This is a genomic window from Methylorubrum sp. POS3 (genome assembly GCF_043352485.1).
Classification (GTDB): domain Bacteria; phylum Pseudomonadota; class Alphaproteobacteria; order Rhizobiales; family Beijerinckiaceae; genus Methylobacterium; species Methylobacterium suomiense.
Genome location: NZ_JAPRBT010000001.1, coordinates 4,502,607 through 4,519,846, shown reverse-complemented (window position 1 = coordinate 4,519,846; position 17,240 = coordinate 4,502,607). Strand labels below are relative to the sequence as shown.

The 17,240-nt window shown below is 67.6% G+C and carries 16 protein-coding genes; 7 read left to right on the top strand and 9 right to left on the bottom strand.

Going from position 1 to position 17,240, the window contains the following annotated elements:
- Window positions 1-7: 7 nt before the first annotated feature.
- From OWC43_RS20985 to OWC43_RS20975, 3 genes are all read left to right on the top strand, one after another.
- On the top strand, window positions 8-1,291 hold the full coding sequence (locus tag OWC43_RS20985) for an aspartate aminotransferase family protein (RefSeq protein WP_393958612.1): 1,284 nt from the start codon (window positions 8-10) through the stop codon (window positions 1,289-1,291).
- 172 nt (window positions 1,292-1,463) lie between these two features.
- Window positions 1,464-3,137 carry a formate--tetrahydrofolate ligase gene (locus OWC43_RS20980; RefSeq protein ID WP_393958167.1) on the top strand — a complete coding sequence of 558 codons (1,674 nt, stop codon included), beginning with the start codon at window positions 1,464-1,466 and terminating at the stop codon, window positions 3,135-3,137.
- 381 nt (window positions 3,138-3,518) lie between these two features.
- Complete coding sequence (locus OWC43_RS20975) at window positions 3,519-3,776, top strand: hypothetical protein (protein WP_393958166.1); 258 nt, start codon at window positions 3,519-3,521, stop codon at window positions 3,774-3,776.
- A 54-nt stretch (window positions 3,777-3,830) separates the two neighbouring features.
- Here OWC43_RS20975 and OWC43_RS20970 read toward each other — a convergent pair whose 3' ends face one another.
- Window positions 3,831-5,918, bottom strand: coding sequence for a M3 family metallopeptidase (locus tag OWC43_RS20970; protein ID WP_393958165.1), 2,088 nt, complete (start codon window positions 5,916-5,918; stop codon window positions 3,831-3,833).
- 269 nt (window positions 5,919-6,187) lie between these two features.
- Between OWC43_RS20970 and OWC43_RS20965 the strand changes: the two genes are divergently transcribed.
- On the top strand, window positions 6,188-7,087 hold the full coding sequence (locus tag OWC43_RS20965; RefSeq protein ID WP_393958164.1) for an extensin family protein: 900 nt from the start codon (window positions 6,188-6,190) through the stop codon (window positions 7,085-7,087).
- Window positions 7,088-7,178: 91 nt separating this feature from the next.
- Window positions 7,179-8,285: a L,D-transpeptidase family protein gene (locus tag OWC43_RS20960; protein ID WP_393958163.1), complete on the top strand. Its 1,107-nt coding sequence runs from the start codon at window positions 7,179-7,181 to the stop codon at window positions 8,283-8,285.
- Window positions 8,286-8,290: 5 nt separating this feature from the next.
- On the opposite strand, the gene OWC43_RS20955 is transcribed toward OWC43_RS20960, so the two are convergent.
- From OWC43_RS20955 to OWC43_RS20945, 3 genes are read right to left on the bottom strand one after another with little or no spacing between them, the layout of a single operon-like run.
- Window positions 8,291-9,007 carry an ABC transporter permease subunit gene (locus OWC43_RS20955; protein ID WP_393958162.1) on the bottom strand — a complete coding sequence of 239 codons (717 nt, stop codon included), beginning with the start codon at window positions 9,005-9,007 and terminating at the stop codon, window positions 8,291-8,293.
- Window positions 9,004-10,176 (bottom strand): ABC transporter permease, encoded by a 1,173-nt coding sequence (locus tag OWC43_RS20950; RefSeq protein ID WP_393958161.1) that lies wholly within the window; start codon window positions 10,174-10,176, stop codon window positions 9,004-9,006. Before OWC43_RS20950 ends, OWC43_RS20955 begins: the two co-directional genes overlap by 4 nt.
- A complete protein-coding gene (locus OWC43_RS20945) occupies window positions 10,176-11,192 on the bottom strand; it encodes a glycine betaine ABC transporter substrate-binding protein (protein WP_393958611.1) in 1,017 nt (338 codons plus the stop codon). The genes OWC43_RS20950 and OWC43_RS20945 overlap by 1 nt, the downstream gene beginning before the upstream one ends.
- A 189-nt stretch (window positions 11,193-11,381) precedes the next feature.
- Between OWC43_RS20945 and OWC43_RS20940 the strand changes: the two genes are divergently transcribed.
- Window positions 11,382-11,771 (top strand): response regulator, encoded by a 390-nt coding sequence (locus OWC43_RS20940; protein WP_137829934.1) that lies wholly within the window; start codon window positions 11,382-11,384, stop codon window positions 11,769-11,771.
- Window positions 11,772-11,895: 124 nt separating this feature from the next.
- Here OWC43_RS20940 and OWC43_RS20935 read toward each other — a convergent pair whose 3' ends face one another.
- Window positions 11,896-12,288, bottom strand: coding sequence for a YraN family protein (locus OWC43_RS20935; protein WP_393958160.1), 393 nt, complete (start codon window positions 12,286-12,288; stop codon window positions 11,896-11,898).
- The gene (gene rsmI, locus OWC43_RS20930; RefSeq protein ID WP_393958159.1) at window positions 12,269-13,213 is read right to left on the bottom strand and encodes a 16S rRNA (cytidine(1402)-2'-O)-methyltransferase; all 945 of its coding nucleotides are present in this window, start codon (window positions 13,211-13,213) and stop codon (window positions 12,269-12,271) included. The genes OWC43_RS20935 and rsmI overlap by 20 nt, the downstream gene beginning before the upstream one ends.
- 121 nt (window positions 13,214-13,334) lie before the next feature.
- On the opposite strand from rsmI, the gene OWC43_RS20925 reads away from it, so the two are divergent.
- Window positions 13,335-14,540, top strand: coding sequence for a penicillin-binding protein activator (locus OWC43_RS20925; protein WP_393958157.1), 1,206 nt, complete (start codon window positions 13,335-13,337; stop codon window positions 14,538-14,540).
- Between the two features lie 3 nt (window positions 14,541-14,543).
- Here the strand turns inward: OWC43_RS20925 and hemW are convergent, their stop codons facing one another.
- From hemW to rph, 3 genes are all read right to left on the bottom strand, one after another.
- Window positions 14,544-15,722 (bottom strand): radical SAM family heme chaperone HemW, encoded by a 1,179-nt coding sequence (hemW, locus tag OWC43_RS20920; protein WP_393958156.1) that lies wholly within the window; start codon window positions 15,720-15,722, stop codon window positions 14,544-14,546.
- A 144-nt stretch (window positions 15,723-15,866) separates the two neighbouring features.
- Window positions 15,867-16,505, bottom strand: coding sequence for an RdgB/HAM1 family non-canonical purine NTP pyrophosphatase (gene rdgB / locus OWC43_RS20915; protein ID WP_393958155.1), 639 nt, complete (start codon window positions 16,503-16,505; stop codon window positions 15,867-15,869).
- Complete coding sequence (gene rph, locus OWC43_RS20910; RefSeq protein WP_393958154.1) at window positions 16,502-17,215, bottom strand: ribonuclease PH; 714 nt, start codon at window positions 17,213-17,215, stop codon at window positions 16,502-16,504. Before rph ends, rdgB begins: the two co-directional genes overlap by 4 nt.
- Window positions 17,216-17,240: the final 25 nt, after the last annotated feature.

Sequence of the window (17,240 nt, the reverse complement as noted above, 5' to 3'; positions counted from 1 at the left end):
TTGGTGGATGCCGTTCACGGCCAATCGAGCGTTCAAGCGGGCGCCGCGGCTGATCGCGAGCGCCGAGGGCCTTCATTACCGGGACGATGCGGGGCGGATCCTGCTCGATGGCATCGCCGGCCTCTGGTGCTGCAATGCCGGTCACAATCGCGGGCCCATCGTTGCGGCGATCCGCGAGCAGGCGGGACGACTGGATTACGCGCCGCCCTTCCAGTTCGGTCACGGGCCGGCCTTCTCCCTGGCCGCCCGGGTCGCGGCGCTCGCGCCGCCCGGCCTCGACCACGTCTTCTTCTGCAATTCGGGATCCGAGGCGGTCGACACCGCGCTCAAGATCGCCTTGGCCTACCGCCATGCCCGTGGCGAGGGCGGACGGACCCGTTTCGTCGGCCGCGAGCGCGGATATCACGGCGTGGGCTTCGGCGGCATTTCGGTTGGCGGCCTGCCGAACAATCGCAGGGTGTTCGGCCATGGCCTGTCCGGTATCGATCACCTGCCCCACACCTACGACCGGGCGCGGCAGGCCTTCACGATCGGCGAGCCCGAATGGGGGGCGCATCTCGCCGACGAGCTCGAGCGGATCGTCGCGCTCCACGACGCCGCGACGATTGCAGCCGTCATCGTCGAACCGATGGCGGGTTCCACCGGCGTGCTGCCGCCGCCGATGGGCTACCTTAGACGCCTTCGCGACATCTGCGATCGACATGGTCTGCTGTTGATCTTCGACGAGGTCATCACCGGTTTCGGGCGCCTCGGATACGCCTTCGCGGCCGAGCGGTACGGCGTCACCCCGGACATGATCTGCTTCGCCAAGGGGGTCACCTCCGGGGCGGTGCCCCTCGGCGGCGTGATCGTCGCTTCATCCATTCACGAGCAGCTGACGCGGGGCCCGGAACAGGCCATCGAGCTGTTTCACGGCTACACCTATTCCGGACATCCGCTGGCCTGCGCGGCCGGTCTGGCGGCCCTCGATCTGTACCGCGACGAGGGATTGTTCGAGCGCGCCCAGGCCATGGAGCCGGTCTTCGCCGAGGCCGTGATGCGGCTGCGCGGCGCGCCGAACGTGCTGGACATTCGCACGGTCGGGCTCGCTGCGGGCATCGACCTCGCGCCTGACCCCGCTGGGCCGGGTGCCCGTGGCTTCGCCGTGCTAGAGCGGGCCTTTCACGATCACGACCTCGTCGTGCGCGTCTCCGGCGATACTCTGGCCCTCTCGCCACCGCTCAACATTGGGGCGGACGATATCTCGACGCTCGTGGAGCGGCTCGATCGCGCGATCCGCGCCGCCGCGTGAGGCCGCTCCTCATCCTCTGAAGAAAGTTGCTGGGGTTTCTCAAAAAAATCCGAGAGGCATTTCCCTTCGGCTTCGCACAAAATGCGATGATCGGTTTATCGTGGCTGCAAGGTTCGCCCGCTCGGACCGTGCTTCGGCATGCGCCACACCCTAAGAAACGACGGTGAGAGAAATGCCCTCTGATATCGAGATCGCCCGCGCGGCGACTTTGAAGCCTATCGCCGAGGTCGCCCGCAAGATCGGCATCCCGGACGAGGCGCTGCACAATTACGGTAAGCACATCGCCAAGATCGACCACGACTTCATCAAGTCGCTGGACGGCAAGTCCGAGGGCAAGCTCGTCCTCGTCACCGCGATCTCGCCCACGCCCGCGGGCGAGGGCAAGACCACCACGACCGTCGGTCTGTCCGACGGGCTCAACCGCATCGGCAAGCGCACCGTCGCCTGCCTGCGCGAGCCGTCCCTCGGTCCCTGCTTCGGCATGAAGGGCGGTGCGGCCGGCGGCGGCAAGGCGCAGGTCGTGCCGATGGAGCAGATCAACCTGCACTTCACCGGCGACTTCCATGCCATCACCTCGGCGCACTCCCTCGCCGCGGCGCTCATCGACAATCACATCTACTGGGCGAACGAGCTCAACATCGACGTGCGCCGGATCCATTGGCGCCGCGTGGTCGACATGAATGACCGGGCCCTGCGCGCCATCACCCAGTCGCTCGGTGGCGTCGCCAACGGCTTCCCGCGCGAGGACGGGTTCGACATCACCGTGGCCTCTGAGGTGATGGCGGTGTTCTGCCTCGCCAAAGATCTCGCCGATCTGGAGGAGCGTCTCGGCCGCATCGTCATCGCCGAGACCCGCGACCGCAAACCGGTGACGCTGGCACAGGTGAAGGCCACCGGCGCCATGACGGTTCTGCTCAAGGATGCCTTGCAGCCGAACCTCGTGCAGACGCTCGAAGGCAATCCGGCCCTCATCCATGGCGGCCCCTTCGCCAACATCGCCCATGGCTGCAACTCGGTGATCGCGACGCAGACCGGTCTGCGCCTCGCCGATTATGTCGTGACCGAAGCCGGCTTCGGGGCCGATCTCGGAGCGGAGAAGTTCTTGGACATCAAATGCCGGCAGACCGGCTTGAAGCCTTCGGCGGTGGTCATCGTCGCCACCATCCGCGCGCTCAAGATGCATGGCGGCGTCAACAAGAAGGATCTCGCCGGCGAGAACCTCGAGGCGCTGGAGAAGGGCTTCGCCAATCTGGAGCGCCACGTGACGAACGTGCGGAGCTTCGGCCTGCCGGTGGTTGTGGGTGTGAATCACTTCTTCCAGGACACCGATGCCGAGCACACCAAGCTGAAGGAGCTGTGCCGCGAACGCCTGCAGGTCGAGGCCATCACCTGCAAGCACTGGGCGGATGGCGGCGCCGGTGCCGAGGATCTCGCGCAGGCGGTCGTGAAGCTGGCCGAGGGCGAGCAGAAGCCGCTCACCTTCGCCTACGAGACCGACACCAAGCTCACCGATAAGATCAAGGCGATCGCGACGAAACTCTACGGCGCGGCCGATATCCAGATCGAATCGAAGGCGGCGAGCAAACTCGCCGGTTTCGAGAAGGACGGCTACGGTCACCTGCCGATCTGCATGGCCAAGACCCAGTACTCGTTCTCGACGGACCCAACCCTGATGGGAGCGCCGTCGGGACACTTGGTCTCGGTGCGCGACGTCCGTCTCTCGGCTGGTGCCGGCTTCGTCGTCGTGATCTGCGGTGAGATCATGACCATGCCGGGTCTTCCCAAGGTTCCGGCGGCGGACAGCATTCGTCTCGACGCCAATGGGCAGATCGACGGGCTGTTCTAGGCCATCGACGACATCTGCTGAAGACCAATGTGCCGCCGGACGAATGGTCTGGTCCGGCGGCACGGACCCGCGGAAACAGCACAAACTTCGCGCTACGCCGTTGTTGTTGCGCAAACGGCATGTGTGTATCGGCACGCGACTGTTGCAGAGCGGCGATCGTCTTTTGTGCCAATCAAGAAGGCACAGATGATCAGACCACGATGAGCTCGCCGAAGATTTCGGCAGCACAGTGCACAGCCATCGACCCCGGCACTCACAGAAATCGAAGACAAGTTTGCGGCGTTCCGTCAGTTCCAACGGTGCGATGCCACGTTCAGCCGCGGCTGCCGTTCGACAGCGCGCCCTATCTTCTGGTCACCACCCGATCTCCAGCGGATGACCATGAGCATTTTCAAAAGGATCAGCGGCGCTGCCGCCAAGACGATGCGCGCAACCGTCGGCGTGCTGACCACCGTCCTCGACGCGACGACCCGCATCGTTGACCGGACGAACGGGCGGATCGAGGCTCATCTTCTCGATCGGACCAAGCTCCTACGGGCGCATTATGAGCAGAAGACCAACCGGCAGGCCAAGCCGCTGCCGATCATCGAGGGGCCGATCGATCTGGCGATGCGCGGCGGCGTCCGGGACGCCGCCTGACCCTTTACCGGAACGCTTATTCCGGTCGCCGGCGCCCTTCTTCCAACTCGCGCCTCAAGCCGCCAATCCCCGCTTCTTCAGCAGGGGCTCGATGCTCGGCAGACGACCGCGGAAAGCGGTGTAGGCTTCGCGCGCATCGCGCAGGTTTCCCGCGCCGTAGACGAAGCGGCGCAGGCGTTGCGCCGTTTCGGGGTGGAAGATGTCGCCGGCTTCGCGGAACGCATCGAAGGCATCGGCATCGAGCACCTCCGACCAGAGGTAGCTGTAATAGCCGGCCGCGTAGCCGTCGCCGGAGAAGATATGCGCGAAATGCGGCGAGCGATGGCGCATGGCAATCTCGGTCGGCATGGCGATGCGCTTGAGCGCGTCCGCCTCGAACGCCGGCACGTCGAGCCCGTCCTCGCCGGCCGCCGACAGGTGCAGCGTCATGTCGACGATGGCCGAGGCCGTGTACTCGACCGTCGCGAAACCCTGGTTGAAGGTGCGTGCCGCGAGCAGACGCTTCAGCAAAGCCTCCGGCATCGGCTCGCCGGTCCGATAGTGGCGCGCATGCTGGCGCAGCACTTCCGGCTGCTCCAGCCAGTGCTCGTAGAGCTGCGAGGGCAGTTCGACGAAATCGCGGGAGACCGCCGTACCGGACAAGAGCGGGTAGGTGACGTCGGACAACAGGCCATGCAGCCCATGGCCGAATTCGTGGAAGAGGGTACGGGCGTCGTCGAAGGAAAGCAGCGTCGGCTCACCCCGCGGTGCGCGCGCGAAGTTCATCACGTTGACGATGATCGGCTTGATGTCGCCGTTCAAACGCTCCTGCGAACGGAAGGCGCTCATCCAGGCTCCCGACCGCTTGGACGAGCGGGCGAAGTAGTCACCGAGAAACAACCCGATCTCGGCGCCATCCGCATCCTGGACTTGCCAGGCCCGCACGTCCGGATGGTAGCGCGGGACGTCAGCGACTTCCTCGAAACGCAGCCCGAACAGCCGTGAGGCGGTGTCGAAGGCCGCCTGGATCACACCCTCCAGCGGCAGGTACGGCTTGATCTCGGCTTCGTCGAGGTCGTGCTCGGCCCGGCGCAGCTTCTCGGCATAGTGCCGCCAATCATGGGCTTCGAGGGCGAAATCCTGCCCCTCCGCCCGTACCAGCGCCTGCAAACGCTCGCGTTCCTCGGCCGCCCGGCGAAGGGCCGGCGCCCAGACGTCGCGCAGCAACGCCATGGCGGCGTCGGGCGAAGCCGCCATCGTGTCGTCCAGACGGAAATGGGCGAAGCTGTCGTAACCAAGCAGACGTGCGCGCTCGGCCCGGAGGGCGACGATCTCGGCGATGAGACGGCGATTGTCGGTCTCGCCCCCGTTCTCCCCGCGGCGGGTCCAGGCTTCGTAGGCGCGCGCCCGAAGATCGCGACGGGTGGAGAAGACGAGGAACGGCTCGATCAGCGAGCGCGAGAGCGTGACGACGTGGCCGTGCGTCCCGCCCCGTTCCGCCGCCGCCGCCGCGGTGGCATCGCGCAGGAAGGGCGGCAGACCGGCCAGATCCTCCTCACCGTCGAGCGGCAGGATGAAGCCGTTCTCGTCGGCGAGTAGGTTCTGCCCGAACTGGGTGCCAAGTTCGGCGAGCCGGGTCGCGATCTCGGCGATGCGGGTCTTGGCCTCGGGCGCGAGATCGGCACCGGCGCGGCGGAAGCGGGTGAGCGTACGGTCGAGGACGCGTTGCTGTTCGGCATTGAGGCCCTCGGCCTCCGGATCGATCGCCGAGAGGCGGGCCCAAAGCTGCGGGTTCAAGGTGATCGCGCTCGAATGCCGGGCAAGCTGCGGCGCCACCGCCCGCTCGATCGCCTGCAGTTCCGGGCTCGTGGTGCTGCCGGTGAGGTTGAAGAACACGCTCGCCACCCGATCCAGCGCTTGGCCGGCGCGTTCCAAGGCTGCGACCGTGTTCTCGAAGTCCGGCGCTTCCGCGTTTCCGGCGATCTGCGCGATCTCGGTCTCGTGCGCCTTCAGGGCCTCGGCAAAGGCCGGCACATAATGCTCGGGTCGGATCGATTCGAATGGCGGCAGGCCGAACGGCGTCGCCCAGTCCCCCGCAGCGAACGGATTCGCCTCCGTCGCGGCGGAGGCGGCGTTCAAGTCGGGGACAGTGTCGACGGTCATGCAGGAAAACCCTTCGATATCGGCGCCGGAACGCCTTTCGATCGGCCAAACGCCACTCGATCACGCAGAGCGTCGTGGGCGTCGGAACCTTCGCCAGGATAGGGCCCCGATCGGACACAGGCAAAAGGGCGTCCGGACGAGGGCGCGTTACCCTTCGCCGCACGATTGCCGAAGGGCGTGGCCGCAGCGTCCTAGTCGGGACGCCGTCAGGATAGGATCACGAGGCCGGTCCGCCATCCGTCGCGGAAGCGTTCGGGAAGGTCCGAGGCATGAAGCCTGTCATCGTCGCCTGCCTGCTGGGTCTGACCCCTTGTCTCGGTTCGGCTCTGGCCGACCCGGTTAAGCCGCCGGTCGCAACCGTCCCGCTTCCGCCGCCGGAGCCGCCCCAGCGCCCGAACGATCTCCTTCCCCCGGAGCCCCAGGTCACACCCCTCCCGCCGGAGCGGCCGCCGGAGTTCGTCACCGGCAAGGAAGCCGTGAAACCTCCCGAGGGAAAGACCGGCAGCGATGCCCCGAGGGGGCAAAGCCCTGACACGACCAATCCCACCGCTTTACCCGAAGCGCCGCTGCCGCCTGCGCGACCGCCGGAACTATCGGGCGAGGCGGCTCTGGCGTTGAAGGTCGCGGCGCCCGACGATGCCGCCTGCCTGCGCCGGCTGGAACGGCTCGGGGCGCGGTTCGAATCCGTGGCGCCGCTCGGCAACGGCCAGTGCAGCGCTCCGCGGCCGCTCAACGTGACGGCCCTGGCCGACGGCGTCGCGCTGGAACCGGCCGCGATCCTGACCTGCCGGGCGGCGGAAGCTTTGGCCCGTTGGACGACGGAAGTACAAGCGTCCGCGCGCAAGGAATTCGACGATCGGCTTGCAAGCCTGTCTCTGGGCGGAACCTATGTCTGCCGTGGCCAGAACCATGACAGCGACGCCAAGCTGAGCGAGCACAGCTTCGCCAATGCCATCGACGTGATGGGGTACGGTTTCGCCAAACGCCCGGCGATCAAAGTGACGGCCGCGGCGGAGGGGAGTCCGGAGGCCACCTTCCTCGCGACGGTGCGCGCCAGCGCGTGCGAGTTCTTCCGCACGGTGCTCGGACCAGGGAGCGATGCCGCCCACGGCAACCACCTCCACCTCGACGAGCGCGAGCGCAACGCCGGCCATCGCCTCTGCCAATAGCGGTCGCTTCGCCGCGGGAACGGCAGCGCTTTCCCGTCATTTCCTCTGCCATTGGCAGTGGGAGAGCGGACGGGCGATGGCGTGGACATGGATGCGGAGCGTCCCCGCGGCGCTCGTCCTCGGATTCACCCTCTCAGGCGTGAGCTTCGCTGCTCCGGCAACGGCTGAATCCAGCTCCGAAGCGCCCACGTTGACCAAGGATTCGATCAACAACGCCACCTTCCGCGAAGCGGAAGACGCGACCAAGGACGGTGCCCCGAAAGGGCGGACAAAGGGCAAGGCCGACCGTTCGAACATGAAAGCCGAGCCGGACACGAAACGTCCGGATCCTCTGCTGGTGAAGGTGCAGGTGCTGCTCGACCGTGCCCGCTTCTCCCCCGGTGCCATCGATGGACGCGACGGCGAGAATCTGCGTGGCGCACTCAAGGCCTACGCCTCCGCCCAAGGGCTCCCCGCCGAAGGAAAGGTGACCCGTGCCGTGTTCGATCGGCTCCAGGCCACGAGCCAGGACCCGGTCGTCACCGATTACGCGATCACGGACGCCGATGTGAACGGGCCCTTCGTCGAAAAGATGCCGGCGAAAATGGAGGAGCAGGCCGATATCGGTCCGATGCGCTACACCAATAACCGCGAGATGCTGGCCGAACGCTTCCATATGCAGCGGGATCTGCTCTCGGCGCTCAATCCGGGCGTTCCTCTGGACAAAGCCGGCGGTACCTTGATCGTCGCGGCCGTGCCGCCCACCGGTTCGGGCAAGGTCGAGGGCGTACCGTTGGCGCCCAAGGTGTCACGCATCGAGGTCGATAAGGAGACGAAGCGGGTTCGGGCCTTCGGTGAGGATGGCACCCTCACGGCCGATTACCCTGCTTCGATCGGCAGCTCCGAGAAACCCGCGCCGGACGGCACCGCCAAGGTGAAGGCCGTCGCCTTCGACCCATGGTACACCTACAATCCGAAATATCGCTTCAAGGGCGTCAAGACGAACCGAAAGTTCTCGATCCATCCAGGCCCGAACAATCCTGTCGGTCTCGTTTGGATCGATCTCTCGATCGAATCCTACGGCATCCATGGCACGCCGGAGCCGGAGAAGATCGGTAAGACGGAATCGCATGGCTGCATTCGGCTGACGAATTGGGATGCCCGCGACCTCGCCAGCCGCACCGTGAAGGGGGCGAAGGTCGAATTCCTCGATCGATAGGTCGATCAGCGTCGCTCGATCCGGCCGCCGACGACCTGCAGCAGGCCATCACCGAGGAAGGCGAGGGCGGCCGTCGCCAGCGTGCCTTGAAGCATCGCGGCGAGATTCTGGTTTTGAAGACCGGCGACGATGGGCGTGCCGAGGGTCGGGGCGCCGGCAAGGGCTCCCACCGCTGCGACGGAGACGGACAGGATGAAGGCGGTCCTCAGCGTCTCGAAGATGCCAGGGACAGCCAGCGGCAGTTCGACTCCGAGGAGAATCTGGATCTCCTTGAAGCCGATGGCCTCGGCCGCCGAGCGGGCCTCGGCCGGGACGGTTTCGATCGCGCCGACGATCCCGCGCAAGACCGGCATGATGCCGTAGGCCAGCAACGCCAAGAGTGTCGGGGGGCCGCCGAAGCCGAGGATCGGGAGCGCCAGTGCCACCACCACGACCGGCGGGACGGCCTGAGCGAAGGCCGCGAGCGTGTCGATGGCCGGGCGCAGGGAGGCAAAAGCCGGACGGGTGGCGGCGATACCGAGACCGAGGCCGAGCAGGGCGACGACGAGGAAGCCGGTGCCGGCCAGCATCAGGTGATTCAAAGCGAGATCGAGGAGGCGTTCCGCCGCCAGCGGGCGTGCTCCACCGCGCGTGAGCAGGCGGACCAAGGCGGGATGGCTCGCCGCTGCAAGAGCGAAGCCCAAGAGCAGCGGCGCGAGCGCCGGTCGGAACACCGCGATCATGATGACCAGCGTCGGCGCAAAGCCGCCTCGACGGTGCTCAGACCGGATTCGGTGGCGAGCGAGAGCCCCACAACGGGGACGGCGCCGAGCACGATCAGATCGGGGGCGAACTGGGCCATGCCGTCGAAGACGAGCCGACCGAGCCCGCCTGCTCCGACCAGCGGTGCCAGTGTCGCGAGACCCAAGGCCTGCACCGCCGCCACGCGCAGACCGCCGATCAGGATGGGGGCACCGAGCGGCAAACGCAGATCGACGAAGATCTGGCGGGGTGTCAGACCGATGGCGCGGGCGGCGTCGAGCATCGCCGGATCGGGCGCTCGCAAGGCACCCTGCAATCCCCGCCAGAGCGGCAGAAGAAGATAGGCGGCAATGCCGATGAGGGCTGGACCGGATCCGAGAGCCGACAGGCCCAGCCCGCGAAGAGCCGGCAGCATGGCCAGCAGCGCCGATGCTGCGGCGACCAGACCACCGAGCAGCGCGACAGCCGGAACGACTTGGAGTCCGCTCACGAGCAGATCGACGACCGCGCGTCCGCGCCGCCAGGAACCGAGCGCCGCGACGACGAGAGAGGCCAAGACCAACGCGCCCCCCGTCAATGCGAGATGGTCGAGGATCGCCTGGGTCAGGCCGTCCCGCCTTCCTCTGAGTTCCACCGTGAGGGACAGGGCATCCAGGAGGCCGGATGCACCGAGGGACACGATGACGAGTGCGATACAGGCCGCGACCAGCCAACAGGGCGCCGGGATACGGATCGCGCGAGCACCTTGCAGCATTCCGAAGCACAGGCCGAACCCGGTAAGCCACGCGCCTGCGGCCAGGCGAGCCCGTGCCGCCGGCGGCTGACCGGCCAGCAGATCGTGCGCCCCGCTCCCGAGTGCCGCCAGCAGGAGGGCGAAAGCTCCCGCGCAGGTGACGAGGGCGAGAAAGCCGGCAATGCGCCCCCGGCCTGACACCGCCAGACCCGGACCGAGGGCCACGAGGATGAGCAACGGCCAGAGCCCTGCGCCCAATGCCGTCGTGGAGGAAATGGCTTCGCCGCTGACGAGTCGGTTCGGGGCGAGATGCAGCAGAGGCAGTCGCCAGAGGATGAACGGCAGGGCGAGCGCTGCCGCGACGGAAAATGAGTTTTTGAAAAAAAGCCGCCCCCACGATTCGGCAGCAATGATCATCAACGGGCGCCCATGCGCTCGGCGAGCCATGAGGCGGCGACCTCTTCGGCCTGACGTCCCTCCACCGTGATCGCCCCGTTGAGGCGGCGCAAGGTCGCGGCATCGAGCGCTTCGAAAACCGGGTCGAGAGCTGCACGGATCTCCGGATACGCATCGAGGACGCGCGCGCGGATCACCGGTGCCGGCTCGTACACGATCTGCGCACGCTGAGGGTCACTCATCACGGTGAGGTCGAGGGCGGAGATTGCTCCGTCGGTGCCGTAGACCATTCCGGCATTGATTCCGCTGATCCCCTCGGCTGCCGCCCGAGCGGTGACGGCCGTATCGCCTCCGGGCAGGCTGACGATGCGGGTGATCGGCAGGTGAAAATCATAGGCCGCCTCGAAGGCTGGAAGCGCGGCGGGACTTTCGACGAATTCCGTCGAAGCAGCGAGCCGGATGCGATCGGCCCGCACGGCGCGCGCGAAATCCGTCATGGCTGCAAGGCCTTCTGATCGGGCGAGCGCGCCGTTGACGGCAATGCACCATGTGTTGTCGGCCCGAGCTCGGGCGAGCCAGCTGAGGCCCTCCGCCGCATCCAGCCGCCGCGCCATCTCAAAGGCGCTCTCACCGTCCTTCCAACCCGGATCGGTTTCCGTGCCGGCGAAGAACGCGACGTTGCCAGTATATTCCGGATAGAGATCGAGCTCGCCGCCGATCAGGGCAGATCGTACGATCAGCGTCGGCCCGAGCCCGAGGCGTCTCTCGACCCGGAAGCCAAGTCCTTCCAGAATCGTGGCGATCACGTTGCCGAGCAGAGTGCCCTCGGTGTCGCTCTTCGAACCGACGACCAGCGATTTCGAGGTCGCTCCGGACGCGCCGCGAGGCAGGAATCCAGCGGCGGCGGCCGATCCGGCAAGGCGGGCCAGCCCTCGCCGGGTGAAGCCAGGTCGGGACGGAATTCGCGCCCCCGTGCCGACCCGTGAGCAACAGGTCGGACGAAATGTATCTCTGAATAACATTGCGGCGGTCACGATAGCATACCGGGCCCGTCGCGGTGCTTGACACGCCTGGCTTTCCAAGCGACCCCTCCCAGGACCGGGGCAGGATCCGGAGGGGGCCGGGTCCGTCAGCGGGCGAAGTCACCTCGGTAACAATCCGGGATGCGACCGGACCGGCCGAGGCCGTGCCGCGACGATAACGGATCTGAAGGAAGACGACCCGGCGTGACTGTGGATTCGAACGAGGATCGTCTGGCGGGCGCCCGCGTGCTTGTCGTGGAGGACGAGGCCGCCATCTCGATGCTGCTCGAGGACATGCTCCTCGATTTCGGCTGCGAGATCGTCGGACCGGCCGCGCGCCTCGCGACTGCCCTCGAGATGGCGCGTGCGGAGGACTACACGGTCGCCATTCTCGATGTGAACGTAGCGGGCGAGCCGATCTATCCGGTTGCCGAAGCCATCGCCGAGCGGAACCTGCCGATCGTGTTCTCGACGGGCTATGGCGGCGCGGGGATCCGCGAGCCGTTCCGTGATCGTCCGGTTGTGCAGAAGCCGTTCAGCCAAGCGGATCTCAAGCGTACCTTGATCGCCGCGATCGTCAGCGCCCAGGGCTGACGGCGGCCCTATCTTTCCCGAAAGTCATCAGCGACTTCGGGACAGAGCTTCGGTCCATCGTGACCCACTCATCGATGGATGCGTCCGATCCGTCGATCCGACACCGTCACGGGCATTCACGCACTCACAATTTTTCGAGTTCGAAGACGTTGGGCAGGTGTCGAGGCCATGTCCTCGGCATCACGAACACGGCGTCGGCACGCAGGGTCATGTCCGCCTCGGTCGGATGGCGAGAGATCCAAGCACGCGCCGCCCGCGACATCCGCGCCCGTTTGCGGGCATCGATGGCGATGGCCGCCATCTCGAAGCTGGGCCGAGCCTTCACCTCGACGAAGGCGATGACCCGCCCGCGACGGACGATCAGGTCGATCTCACCGCCCGCTGCGGCGTAGCGCCGGGCCAGCGGCCGGTAGCCCTTCGCCATCAGGGCAACGAGCGCCCATGTCTCGGCGAAGAGGCCATGGCGATGGGTGGCGCGGCGCCGATTGCGGATCGTGTCAGGACGAAGCTTCGTCATTGCTGCGTCGGGCCAGGGCCAGGGCGCGGGCATAGACGACCCGCTTGGGCTGTCCGGTCTCGTCCGCGACCAGGGCAGCGGCGTCCTTGATCGAGTGACGGGCGAGGGCTGCCTCGATTCGCGCGTCGAGGCCGGTATCGACCTCGCGGGCCTTGGCGTCCTCGGGTTCGGCGCCGATCACGACCACGACCTCACCCTTGGGCGGTCCTTCCTCGGCGAAGGCGCGGGCGAGGCCCCCCAGGCTGTCGCGGCGGATGGTCTCGTAGAGCTTCGTCAATTCGCGGGCGACGGCCGCTTGACGGTCCGGGCCGAGCACGTCGGCGGCATCCGCCAGCATTTCCGGAAGGCGATGGGGGGATTCGAACACCACCAGAGTGCCGGGGATCGGCGCCAATGCCTCCAGACGGCTGCGGCGCGCCCCGGATTTCTGCGGCAGGAACCCTTCGAAGAAGAAGCGGTCGGTCGGCAGGCCGGCGGCGACGATGGCGGTCATGACCGCCGACGGACCGGGGATCGGCGTCACGGGAATGCCCGCGGCGATCGCGGCCTGCACCAGCTTGAAGCCTGGATCCGAGACGAGGGGCGTTCCCGCATCCGAGACCAAAGCCAAGGTCTCACCGGCCTGAAGCCGCAGCACCATCCGCTCGCGCACCGCCTCGTTCGAGTGCTCGTGATAGGAGAGGAGCGGTGTGGTGATCCCGTAATGCATCAGCAGCGTGCGGGTGACGCGGGTGTCTTCGGCCAGCACCGCGTCGGCGGCAGCGAGCGTCGCCAGCGCGCGGAACGAGACGTCGCGCAAATTGCCGATGGGTGTCGCGACGACGTAGAGGCCGGGCGCCGGCCGCTCCGCCTCCGCGGCGAGGCCGAAGGCGGTGAAGGTGGCCGGCCGGTCCCGGCGGGCTTCCGAGTCGCTGCGCTGTGTCATCGACGCGACAATGGCACGCCGCAGCGTGTTTGCGGACCGTGGAGAAGGCCGGCCTCACATTTACTTTTTGAAGGGCTCTCCGCATCGTGACCGACAGTTGCGGGCATCGGGAGGGTCGGCAATGACGCGGATCGGCGGGCGGCGAACGGGATTGTACGGCGTGGCGCTCATCACGCTCGCCCTCTCGGCCTGCGCCGGCGGGTCCGACGTCCTCGCGCCGTCGTCGCGTCCGACCCCCGCACTCAACGCCGACGCCCCGCCCCCAACCAATCAAAGTCAGCGCATCGGGACCGGATCGATCAAGGTTGCGCTGATCGTGCCGCTGACCGGCCAGGGCGCAGCGGTGGGAGCGGCTCTGCGCAACGCCGCGGAACTCGCCTACGACGACTTCCAGAAGCCGGATCTGCAGATCCTGGTGAAGGATGACCGCGGCACGCCCGACGGCGCCCGGGAAGCGGCGCAATCGGCCCTCGCCGACGGGGCCGAGATCGTCCTCGGGCCGCTCTTCGCCGCCAATGTCCAATCCGCGGGCGCCGTGGCGCGGGGCGCCGGGAAGCCGGTCGTCGCCTTCTCGACCGATGCCGGCGTCGCGGCGCGCGGCGTCTACCTCATCAGCTTCCTGCCGCAATCGGAAGTCGACCGCATCGTCGAGGAGGCGACGGCGGCCGGGCGACGCTCCTTCGCGGCCCTGATCCCCGAATCCACCTACGGCAATGCCGTCGAAGCGCAGTTCCGCGAGGCCGTAGCGCGTCGCGGCGCCCGCCTCGTCGCCATCGAGCACTACCCGACCGGCGCCCCCGGCCCGGCCGTCGAGCGCCTTCGCACGGTGATGGTGGGTTCGGCGGCCCCCGCCGACGCGTTGTTCGTGCCCGACACGCCCGACGGACTCTTGGCGGTCGCGCCGGCCCTGACCAAGATCGGCTTCTCGCCCACACGGGTCCGCCCGATGGGCCTCGCCCTGTGGAACGACCCTCGGGTGCTGTCGCAGCCGGCCTTCAAGGGGGGCTGGTTCGCCGCCCCCGACACGGCGGGCTTCTCTGGCTTCGCCCAGCGCTATCAAGCCCGCTACAATGCGTCTCCGCCGCGGGCCGCCTCGCTCGGCTACGATGCCGTCTCGCTCACGGCGGCGCTGATCCGCCAATACGGGACGCAACGCTTCGCCGACGCGACGCTGACGAGCCCGGCCGGCTTCTCCGGCCTCGAAGGGACGTTCCGCTTCCGCCCGGACGGCCTCAGCGAACGGACGCTGGCGGTCTACGAAATCCGAAACAACGCGGCCGCTGTGGTGAGCCCGGCGCCGAAAGTGCTGGGTCCCTCAGGGATCTGAACCTCACGCCGCCAGTTCCGCCACCACGGCGTTCAGCACCGGCGCCCCCCGTGGCGTGACGCCGATGCGTCCGTCGTTGCGGCGTGCGACCAGCCCATCGGCCGTCAGCGCGGCGAGACGTCCCGTATCGAGCGGGCGGCCCTTGAGGGCAGCGTAGCGGGCGGGGTCGATGCCCTCGGCAAGCCGCAGACCCATCATCAGGAACTCGTCGCCCTGATCCTCCGCCGACAGGGCCTCGGTCTCGACGATGCCGTGGCCCTCACCCTCGACGCGGGTGAGCCAGGCTTCGGGCGCCTTCTCGGTGAGCGTGCCGGTCCGGCCCTCCGGCAGGACGAGCCGCCCATGGGCACCGGGGCCGATGCCGGCATACTCGCCGTAACGCCAGTAGAGCTGGTTGTGACGGGACTCCGCACCGGGGCGGGCGTGGTTCGAAATCTCGTAGGCGGGCAAGCCGTGGGCCGTGCAGATTTCCTGCGTGACGTCGTAGAGCGCCCGCGACAGGTCATCGTCCGGCGTGACGAGCCGGCCGGTGCGGGCCAATCCGAAGAACGGCGTGCCCGGCTCGATGGTGAGCTGATAGAGCGAGAGGTGTTCGGCCGCATGGGCGATCGCTTCGCGCAATTCGCTGCGCCAAGCCTCCGGCGTCTGGTCGGGCCGGGCATAGATCAGGTCGAACGAAAAGCGTTCGAAATGTTCGGCCGCGACGCGCACGGCGGCGAGGGCTTCCTCGACCGAATGCAGCCGGCCGAGGCGCTTGAGATCGCCGTCGTTCAGGGCCTGGACGCCGAGCGACACCCGGTTCACGCCCGCCGCGCGATAGCCGCGAAACCGGCTCGCCTCGACGCTGGTCGGGTTGGCCTCGAGCGTCACCTCCGCATCGGCGGCGATCGTCCAGCCGCCGGCGACCGCATCGAGCAGGCCCGCGACCGTCTCCGGCGCCATCAGCGAAGGCGTGCCCCCGCCGAGGAAGATGCTGGTGACGGTGCGCCCCGGAACGAGGGCTGCCGCATGCGCGATCTCGCGCCGGAAGGCGGCAAGGAAACGTGGCTGGTCGACGCCCGCATGGCGGACATGGCTGTTGAAGTCGCAATATGGGCACTTCGCCGCGCAGAACGGCCAGTGCAGATAGACGCCGAAACCCGCATCGCGGGTCGGGTGATCGGGCGGTGTCATGACGGGCATCGGGCTTCTGGCGGGCTCATCCGCCCTCATCTCGACCACAGCTTGCTGTGTCGGCCCGCCCGTACGAAGGTCGCGACCGGGCAGCGATATTCGGGAGAGATCTCCCGTTCGACGATGTAGGTCCTGCGGGCGGGAAGCGAAAGCCTATGCCGGCCGTCGCAGGCAGGCTGCCGCCAGGGTCACGAACGCTCGAGCCCGGTGCGACAGGGCCTCGCCGCTTTGCCAATCGACGCCGTGCTTCTCCTCGGACGAGATCTCGCCGAAGGTCCGATTCATTCCCTCGGGCCGGAACATCGGATCGTAACCGAAGCCGAGATTGCCGCGTGGCGTCACGAGGTCGCCGAAGACGCGGCCCTCGAACAATTCGGTATGCCCGTCGGGCCAAGCGAGCACGAGGGCCGAGATGAAATGGGCGCGGCGATCCGTGGCTCCGCGCTTCGACAATTCGGCCTCGATCCGGGCCATCGCCCCGGCAAAATCCTTGTTCGGGCCGGCCCAGCGGGCGGAGAAAAGGCCCGGCGCACCGTCCAGGGCATCGACGCAGAGCCCCGAATCGTCGGCGAAGGCGGGCAGACCCGAGGCTTCCGCGGCGGCGATCGCCTTGATGGCGGCGTTCTCGGCGAACATCGTGCCGGTCTCGTCCGGCTCGGGCAGCCCGAGTTCGCCGGCGGACACAGCCTCGACGCCGAAGGGTGCGAGCAGCTCGCGCATCTCGACGAGCTTGCCGGCATTGTGGGTGGCGATGACCACCTTGCCGGACAGGATGCGGTGGTGTTCGCTCAAGCGATGGCCTTCCGTTGCAACTCGACCAACTGGGCAACGCCACCCTTGGCGAGCCGCAGCAATTCGAGGAACTGTTCGTCCGAGAAGGGCTCCATCTCGGCGGTGCCCTGAACCTCGACGATACCGCCCTTGCCGGTGACGACGAAGTTCGCGTCGGTCTCGGCCGCCGAATCCTCGGCGTAATCGAGATCGAGCACCGGCTTGCCCTTGTAGATACCGCAGGACACGGCCGCGACATGGTCCCTGAGCGGATCGACCGAGATGATCGATCGGGTCCGCATCCAGGCCAAGCAATCGTGAAGGGCGACCCACGCTCCGGTGATCGAGGCGGTGCGCGTGCCGCCATCGGCCTGAATCACATCGCAGTCGATCGTGATCTGGCGCTCGCCCAGAGCCGGCAGATTGGTGACAGCCCGGAGCGAACGGCCGATCAGACGCTGGATCTCCTGGGTGCGGCCCGACGGCTTGCCCGAGTTCACCTCGCGCCGGGTGCGCTCGTGGGTGGCCCGCGGCAGCATCGCGTATTCGGCCGTCACCCAGCCCTTGCCGGATCCCCGCAGCCACGGCGGCCCGCGCTCTTCCAGCGATGCGGTGCAGAGTACGCGGGTATTGCCGAACGTGACGAGGCAGGAGCCTTCCGCGTAACGGGCGACGGCCCGCTCCAACGTGACGGCACGCAACTCGTCGGGCGCGCGCTTGGACGGCCGCATCCGCAGGACACTCCAGGATCGAGAA

Excerpts from the sequence above, each read along its gene's own strand:
- rsmI (WP_393958159.1), bottom strand. The coding sequence starts at position 13,213 with ATGACACAGCGCAGCGACTCGGAAGCCCGCCGGGACCGGCCGGCCACC.
- OWC43_RS20985 (WP_393958612.1), top strand. The coding sequence starts at position 8 with ATGCCGTTCACGGCCAATCGAGCGTTCAAGCGGGCGCCGCGGCTGATC.
- OWC43_RS20975 (WP_393958166.1), top strand. The coding sequence starts at position 3,519 with ATGAGCATTTTCAAAAGGATCAGCGGCGCTGCCGCCAAGACGATGCGC.
- OWC43_RS20935 (WP_393958160.1), bottom strand. The coding sequence starts at position 12,288 with ATGACGAAGCTTCGTCCTGACACGATCCGCAATCGGCGCCGCGCCACC.
- OWC43_RS20950 (WP_393958161.1), bottom strand. The coding sequence starts at position 10,176 with ATGATCATTGCTGCCGAATCGTGGGGGCGGCTTTTTTTCAAAAACTCA.
- OWC43_RS20970 (WP_393958165.1), bottom strand. The coding sequence starts at position 5,918 with ATGACCGTCGACACTGTCCCCGACTTGAACGCCGCCTCCGCCGCGACG.
- OWC43_RS20960 (WP_393958163.1), top strand. The coding sequence starts at position 7,179 with ATGCGGAGCGTCCCCGCGGCGCTCGTCCTCGGATTCACCCTCTCAGGC.
- OWC43_RS20965 (WP_393958164.1), top strand. The coding sequence starts at position 6,188 with ATGAAGCCTGTCATCGTCGCCTGCCTGCTGGGTCTGACCCCTTGTCTC.
- OWC43_RS20980 (WP_393958167.1), top strand. The coding sequence starts at position 1,464 with ATGCCCTCTGATATCGAGATCGCCCGCGCGGCGACTTTGAAGCCTATC.
- OWC43_RS20955 (WP_393958162.1), bottom strand. The coding sequence starts at position 9,007 with ATGATCGCGGTGTTCCGACCGGCGCTCGCGCCGCTGCTCTTGGGCTTC.
- hemW (WP_393958156.1), bottom strand. The coding sequence starts at position 15,722 with ATGCCCGTCATGACACCGCCCGATCACCCGACCCGCGATGCGGGTTTC.
- OWC43_RS20925 (WP_393958157.1), top strand. The coding sequence starts at position 13,335 with ATGACGCGGATCGGCGGGCGGCGAACGGGATTGTACGGCGTGGCGCTC.
- rph (WP_393958154.1), bottom strand. The coding sequence starts at position 17,215 with ATGCGGCCGTCCAAGCGCGCGCCCGACGAGTTGCGTGCCGTCACGTTG.